Source organism: Pseudomonas sp. HMWF006 (assembly GCF_003061205.1).
Classification (GTDB): Bacteria; Pseudomonadota; Gammaproteobacteria; order Pseudomonadales; family Pseudomonadaceae; genus Aquipseudomonas; species Aquipseudomonas monsensis.
In genome coordinates, this window is the sequence record NZ_QAIU01000394.1 from 17,550 (window position 1) to 25,252 (window position 7,703).

At 51.8% G+C, this 7,703-nt stretch carries 5 protein-coding genes and 1 pseudogene; all 6 read right to left on the minus strand.

Annotated features, from left to right (window positions below; all coding sequences use genetic code 11):
* Positions 1-293, minus strand: a pseudogene (locus DBR24_RS32390) (hypothetical protein); the annotation flags it as partial.
* Positions 294-295: 2 nt separating this feature from the next.
* Positions 296-1,255: a tetratricopeptide repeat protein gene (locus DBR24_RS16215; RefSeq protein WP_128615268.1), complete on the minus strand. Its 960-nt coding sequence runs from the start codon at positions 1,253-1,255 to the stop codon at positions 296-298.
* A gap of 50 nt (positions 1,256-1,305) precedes the next feature.
* Positions 1,306-2,280 carry a tetratricopeptide repeat protein gene (locus DBR24_RS16220; protein ID WP_128615269.1) on the minus strand — a complete coding sequence of 325 codons (975 nt, stop codon included), beginning with the start codon at positions 2,278-2,280 and terminating at the stop codon, positions 1,306-1,308.
* 16 nt (positions 2,281-2,296) lie between these two features.
* Positions 2,297-5,593 carry a hypothetical protein gene (locus DBR24_RS16225; RefSeq protein ID WP_256591552.1) on the minus strand — a complete coding sequence of 1,099 codons (3,297 nt, stop codon included), beginning with the start codon at positions 5,591-5,593 and terminating at the stop codon, positions 2,297-2,299.
* Positions 5,594-5,626: 33 nt separating this feature from the next.
* Positions 5,627-6,490, minus strand: coding sequence for a DUF4123 domain-containing protein (locus DBR24_RS16230; protein ID WP_128615271.1), 864 nt, complete (start codon positions 6,488-6,490; stop codon positions 5,627-5,629).
* On the minus strand, positions 6,481-7,703 hold a 1,223-nt coding region (tssI, locus tag DBR24_RS32395), incomplete at its 5' end, for a type VI secretion system tip protein TssI/VgrG (protein WP_256591553.1). The genes DBR24_RS16230 and tssI, both read right to left, overlap by 10 nt.

Here is a 7,703-nt window from a genome sequence, read left to right on the forward strand (position 1 = left end):
TCTTCTTTATTACTATAGCGCTTCTTTTTGCGAAGTTCTTCCGCTAGGTAAAATTGGGCCTCTGCATCTCCAGCTTCCGCAGCGATACGTAACTGCATCTCAGCAGATTTGTATTGATTGTAGAGTTTTATCCCCTCGTTTTTTGATTTTTGTTGTTGGGTGGATAGCTCGGAATGTGCATGTTTGCTAAACAGTATGCATGCAAGCGCCAAGCTTAGAGTCAAAATTTTGAGTGGCTCAAAGTAACTTTGTCTCGCAGTTGAGCTTGTTTTTAATTGTAGAGGCTGATGCAAGATTAAAAGCCTATTTTTTCAGGGAAGAAAGACAGTGGGGGGTGTGTAGTCTTCCACTTGGTAGCAAAGTCTTCTGCTTCTTGAATCTGCATCGGGGTCATTTTTTCTGAAATTTGTGGAAGTGTCTCCTCAACATCTGTTTGTGCTGCTCCACCGCCGTCTAGCTCTTTCAGCAGAGAAATTAATGCATATCCTTTGATTTTATCTTCCGTAAATCCGAGTGCTTTAGGGTCGACGGCTAAAAAATATCCATAGTTATATACGCCGGCCTCATATCCAATCGACGCCGCTTTTTCTACCCAATAGCGAGCTTGTTCCAGTTCGCCTTTTTCTCTATATATACCAAAAAGTTGCATCATTGCTTTAGGGTTTCCTGCTTTCGCAGAAAGTAAAAACCAATGTTCGACTATCTCTTGGCGCTTCCATGGAAGAATAAAGCCTTCTCCTTGACGATCACCAATAGCCATTCGATATTGGGCGATTGCATCACCTGCGAGTGCTGATTTCTTTAACCACTCTCTCTCGGCGGTCAACTCATACATTATATAAAGAGCTTCCGCATCACCGCGATCGGATTTGTCTTTCGCGATTCTCGTCGCTTCAGCCAACCATTCTTTTGGTTCTTTTTTTCCTATTGGACAATTCTTCATTGTTAAACATAGGTCGTTATTGGTTCGGCCGATTCGAATCATCGAATAAAGGTCGCCTTGGGTGGCTGCGGCCTCATACCATTGAAGAGCTTCAGCATTAAGGGTTATTGTTTGTTGTCGGAGTTCTTCGGCTAAATAGAATTGTGCTTCAGTATCTCCAGCCTCTGCCGCAATGCGTAATTCGCGCTCGGCTTTTTTATGTTGATTGAATAGCTTGATTCCTTGCAGTTTTGCTACCTGTTGTTGGGGGCTCAACTGCGCCGACGCGTAACTGGAAAACATGAACGAAGTCAAAAATATGAAATAACCCATACACAATATTCTTGTAAGGCGCGTTGCTTTTGCAGAATAAAAATGTTTCGTCACAATCCATATTTTCCGGGGTAAAAGGAAAGGGGAGGATGCGTGTTTTTCCACTGCTGTGCAAATACCCTGGCTTCTGCTATCTGCTCAGCACTCATTTTTTCAGAAATTTCTGGCAGAACTTCATCTACGTAAGGCTGTATATTCCCACCGCCATCAAGTTCCTTCAGTAATGATGTCAGTGCGTAGCCTTTTACTAGGTCAAGCGGAAAGTCATATAGGGAAGGGGCATGAGCAAGATAGGCCCCGTAGCTGCTGACGCCAGCCTCGTACCCGGTTTTTGCCGCCTCTTCGATCCAATGCCGGGCTACCCCGATATCGCCACCGTTTTCATAAAGAAATGCGGAGTATTCAAGCATTCCTGCGGGGAAACCATTTTCAGCTGACGCTTTTAACCAACGTCCGACTTCTTCAGTTCGTTTCCAAGGCAGAAAAAATTTTTCACCTTCTTTGTAGCGATTTGCCAAAAGCCACTGGCCTCTGGGGAAGTTAGCTGCTGCGGATTTTTCCAGCCACTCTAATTGCCCAGACGACAGATATTTAATGTACATTGCTTCGCCATCACCATTATCTGCCTTTTGTCCGGATTCTTTGTTTAATAAATGCAACCAGTCGGTGCGTTTTTTCGAGCCCTGAGGGCAGTTGTTCATGACCTCGCATAAGTCGTTATTTGATTTCGCAAGCCGTAACATTGCGTACAAATCGCCTTGCAGTGCTGCAGCTTCATACCATTTCTGAGCCTCGGCAGTAACGTATTGTTTTTGCTGTCGAAGTTCTTCTGCTAAATAATATTGAGCCTCGGCATCACCTGCTTCCGCAGCAATTTTTAAATCTGCAGCTGCAGGTTTATATTGATTGTATAGTAGTAAACCTCTCTCTTTTGCTTCTTTCTGTGATGAGGAGAGATCGGCATGCACTTGGCTGCACAAAGTTAGGGAAAGTAATCCTGCATATAATATAGATTTGATTGGCATAAAAATAGTCTTCTAATTATTGCTTTGGGCCAGCATAAGTGACTTGACCGCTCGGAAGGAATGTATTGCCATAATATCTTGTTCGTTTGCAATATCCGTCCATGCGTGCACCAAGAACCTCAACGTGTTTTTTGTATCGGCTGCGCATTCTGTCGTTATCAACGCTAACTAGTCTTAGGACAGCTTCAGACATGAAGTTATCCATGCTCAATCTGTTTTCGCAATAAGTTTGCTCTGCGTCGCTGGTATCTTTTGTCCCGAAGCGATTCATGCTCATGCACGCCTCTTCAAATTGAGCTTGTGCAAGGGTAACTGTTCCTTGTGTTTCAGCTTGCCGAACAATAAGTCCAAGTATGCGTTCGATAGCTTGCTGTTGGAGTAAGTGGCATTGAGCTTTCGAGTATTCCGTTTCCGCAGGTTTAATAACACCCCCCTGGGCCCCATACTCTCCAATCTTAAAGGAGTTTGCCTCAGAGGTTAGGGTCATGAACATAGGGCCAAGCGCACCAGGGGTTGCTGCTAAGATCCATTGGTCCAGTTCAGTTTGATTACGATAGTTCATAATCGTATGAGCGATCGTCGCCCCTTTTCCTCCACCGGTTAACGCCTCATACAACGACATTACGATATCAACACCTTGCATGTAAAACATTGCGACTTCAAAGCCATTAGCACCTAGGAAGTTCAGTTTGTCGATGTACTCAGCAGCTTCATCCGTAACAAATATCAGCGATTTATCCTGATTTTTGTGCATCTCACGGCGCAGGATGTTAATCAGGTCAGTGACACCGTCATAACCGACTTCGAATTGGAATTCGCCGCCGGCTCCGGCACCGACAATGACGGATGCCTTGAGCCGCATGATGAAGCGGCCTTCGTGCAAGGAAATACCGATGTCTGCTGATGCACCGAGGCCGTATGCGGCGGTGAAACCGGCGGTCAGTCGCGCCAGACTCGACCATTGGCTGGCTTTGGTGCTGTTGACGCTGTTGGCCATTCCTGGTGAAGGCGCGGTGCGCAATGCTGCGATTTCCTTTGGCGGCGCCCAGTTCAAGGCGCCTGTCAGTAGAATTCCTGCCTGCACTCCCGCAAAGAGGTTGAACTTGGCTTTGGCGCCGTCCTCTACTCGAACTTTTGCCGCGTTACCTTCCAGCACCGGTTCGCTTCTCGTGGTTGCAGCGGTTGCATGTGTCGTATCCGGTCGTTCTGCGTCGGTGATTTCCGGTAGGTTCAGGCCGCCTTGTACGTTTGCACGTCCCAACTGCACGCTGGAGGAAAGGAGGAGGGTGGCGCCGGTGTATCCCCAGGCTCTGGCGCCCAGATGGATCGAGAACCGACCTAGATTCAGGTTTTTGCGGTTTTTCTCATAGTCGAGGTAAGGGATCAGGATGTCTTTGGCCTGATCTCTGCCCGGAAGATCCATTTTCATCAATTCAACTTCGCCACGGGCGAGGTCAATGCCCAGACTCACTTCAGCCTTCGCGGAGGCTTTGAAGTTATCCGCCACACTGAATGTCGGGCCGGTTATTTTGGCGCCGGTGTGGATTGATGGCTGTGGCGGTGTGAGGCAACGCACGAGTTGAGCTTGAGGGCTATTGTCGAACAGGCGCAAGGAGCTTCTGACTTCTTCCTTGAACAGCAACTGACGAAGACGAAGTCCCCAATCCTTGCGGGCTCCGGCATCCTCAAAGGTTTCGACCTTGTAGTTCTTCGATTTCAGGTAAGAGTGGAACATTTCCACATCAAACCAGCCTTTCTCATCAAACCAGTCACTCTGCTGATCTTTGATGGCGAGTGCACCTTCAAGCCGCAGCCACTCATGGAAAGGATTGTCGTCAGTGTCCGACGTTGCTTTCCCGGTGCTGTTCCCCGGAAGTTTTTGCAAGTCTTTGCTTGCCTTGGCGCCGATTTCACTCGCGTCCTTTTTCAATACCTTTGTGATGCCTTCGAGATTGAGCAGGCTCAGGTGTTTGACAGGACTGTTGGGGCTATTGAAAAGTGCTACTTCGCGCAAAGGAAAGCCTGCTTTGACCAAGCGTTCTTCCGGTTTCGGCTGAAATTGCTCGGGCTCCCACAGCAGATGTCGCAGCGGCAGGGCTGCGGCCACTGCAGCCTCTGCGTCATCGCGAAGTTGCAGGCGATCTTGCTGAATGCGCTGCCATTCTGCCCGTTCCGCCTCCACGATACCTGCAGGTGCCGCGACGTTTTGCCCGCTGGCGTCAATCCAAGCTTTATATTTCGTGCGGATCTGCTCCGTGAGCTTGATCTGCCGCTGCTCCATCTCGAGATATGCCTTGAATTTCTCGATACCTGCGCTGATGTCGCCAGTGTCAGGAATTAGCGCAAATTCCGGTAGGGCCAGCCCATAGTCGGCAACTTTCAAAATTGCATCGATATAAGAAGCAAAGTCTTTTTCGACTTTTTCGCGCTCGTTGGCGACTTCCTTTAAATAACCACACATCCGGGCTTTGCCATCGATGACGCAGTTTGTGGCGTCCAGATAGGCCTTTTTGTTTTTCTGAAAGTCTGCCTCTTTCAGAGTCGTCAACTTGCCACTCTTGGTCAGCGCAGCGCGGGCCTTCAAGTAAGTCTGCACGCGATTTCTTGCTTCGATCGCCCCTGGGGAAAACAGGTTGCCGCTTTCGTAGGTGTAGCCAGCAATTTTTGCCTGTGCGACCGCAGCCGCTTTCAGCTTTTTCCATTCGTTGTAGAGGCGCTGCAGTTTCTGCCCATCAAAGTTGGCTTCAAGCAGGCTCGCTTGCTGTTGATTGGCAAGCTCCCGATTGCGAGCGTATTCGCTTTGGTCCGGCAGTTTGTCCAGCGCTGTGGAGTTTCGAGCCTCTCGGCTGACAGCCTTCAATCGCATAGCCATGGCGGGCTGCGCGATATCGGGTTCCTGAGCCTCGATTTCGAGCATTCGGCTTTTTTGCTCACCTTGCAGGAAGTTACTGAGCTTCGGCTCCAGGAAGTATTCCAGAAGCCCTGCGGTGTTCATCCCCTTGAGTCGTTCTTCTGGAGACTTGCTGGCGCTGATATGTTGCTCGAGTTCATTCATCGCCTCTTTGATCGAGCTGGCCGCACGCTTAGGCAACAGGTAAAACATTTTTTCTTTGGTGGCGTAGATCACTTCGCCATATTCCGTCGAGCAGGCCGTCTTTATCTGGTCGAACGCGTTGGAACAACTGTCAGGCGCTTCAGGCTGGGGATCAAGTTCCAGGGCGGGCTTGCTCTCGACAGGTACCGCTGAAGTCGATGGGTTCGCAGCTGGTTTATTGAAATCTACCTTGGGTGCTTCCGAGATATCAGTTTCCATTTCGCTTCCATTCATTCTTTACGGACGGGTTCATCAAGAAGCGCTGGTAAACAGTTGCTGCAACTGCTGCACTTTGATGAACGACTCTTCCCTGGATTGCAGGATGGCCATTGCCTGAGGTTGCGTTTCGAGCAGCGGGCCATTGGTGATTTGGCCCAGTTTCAGTAAATGACGACCTTCGTAAATGTTGTGGGCAACCAGCACGTTGAGGTTTTCCACGAGGTTGGGCAGTTGTTCGTCGGAGGGTTCACCGTAGGCAGCGTATTGCTCGTCTACCCAGTAAACCCAACCCAGATGCTCCTGAACCTTTGGCGCTGTTGGCGGCAGGTTGAACGCTGAGACGTCGCCCAGCCATTCAAGTTCCGAAACGGGCCGCCAGCTGAGCCAGCGACCGCGATTGCGCCCGAAGTAGACCGGTGCCGGGCTGTATACGTGTTGCCAAGGACCGAAAAGCTGATGCGAACTTTCACCGGCGGTGTAGGCCAGCGCGGCCCACAGGCTTGGCTTGTGATAACTCAACAGGCTTTGGCCGCCTGAGCCATCATTGGCACGCAGGAGCCAGCGGGCATGTGCCAGCGCCTTGGCTGGGTCTGCTGTGGAGAGGGCAATGCCGGAGAAATTTTCTTCGCAGAGCTTTGCCGCTTCGGCTGCGAGTCGACTGCCCCACGGAGCGACCAGCCAGAGAGGGCCTTCAGCGGCGATTTCAGCGAAGTCGGTGTTGAGAAACAGACCTTGGGTGTCTACGGGCTCACCGACACGGTAGAATCGGCTCATTGCTTCCGGCTGGCGGACGCGATCGATGATGAAACACAGGGTCAGGTCGGAGCTTTCTCTCGGCAGTTCCTCGAACCCATGGCGTGGCGCTTCGAGGAGGGCGCTCAGCGCTTTTACATGCATGTGCAATCCTTACGGCTGCAGGCGCCGTTGCTTTGTTTTCCGCATAACGGCGTGATACCCGACTCGTTCAGGCGTTTGGGAAGCGGGATAAGAACCGTACCAGCCTTATCGGCATCCGCCACTTTCATCGGCCCCGGCAGCAATGGTGCCGCAGGCGTCCCAACCCCAGGCGAGCCGCCGGTATTGATCTTCACTTCCGCGCCGCTGATGGTCACGCCACCCGCGTCGACCTTAACGAAACTCCCGCCAGCCTTGGCCGTGAGTTCCATCGCGCCTTCGACCACAACCTTCTGGCCGGCGTAGTAATGGATTTCCGTCCCAGCCTCAACAAACTGCGCAGTCCCCACCTTCACATGCTGAGTCACCGCAACCGTCAGGTGATCATCCGCACGCATTTCGCTGATTCGATCCAGATGGGTAATCCGGTGCTCTTCAACCTTGAACTCGCTCAGCGTGTTGGCTTCAACGGTGTCATGCCGTTCGTTGCCCACCCGGATCTTCTGATCGTGCTCGATGTTCTCGTCCCAATCGCGCTGGGCGTGGATGTAGATCTGCTCGACGCCTTTTTTGTCTTCGATGCGGAACTCGTTGTAGCCCTTGCCGCCCGGTGAGCTCAGGGTCTTGAAGGTGCTGCGGGTCTTGTTCGCCGGCAGGTCGTAGGGGACGACGTTTTCCTTGTGGTACAGGCAACCGGTCACCAGCGGTTGATCGGGGTCGCCCTCGAGGAAGGTGACGAGGACTTCCATGCCGATACGCGGAATGGCGATGCCGCCATAGGCTGCGCCGGCCCAGCCGCTGGCGACGCGCATCCAGCAGGTGGTTTTGTCGTTGGCCTGGCCGTCGCGGTCCCAGTGGAATTGCACCTTGATGCGGCCGTATTGGTCGCAGTGAATCTCTTCGCCTGCCGGGCCGGTGACGACGGCGGTCTGGCTGCCGAGGACTTTTGGTTTGGGGTGTTCAAGGGCAGGGCGGTAGTGCGCATCCCACGGGGTGGCGACGAAGCTGTTGCGGTAGCCCTGATGGAAATCGCTTTTGTTGTCGGTGACGTCGCTGGTGACGTTTTCGCCAAGCACCTGCGGCTGTTTGCCTTCATGGAAGACTTCCAGCAGCAGCCACAGGTCGTTCCATTCGGCGCGCGGGTGTTCGGCGAGGGTGAGGAAATGGCCGCTGGTCAGGCTCGGTTCGTCACCTTTGCCTTCGGCGAGTTTGTAGT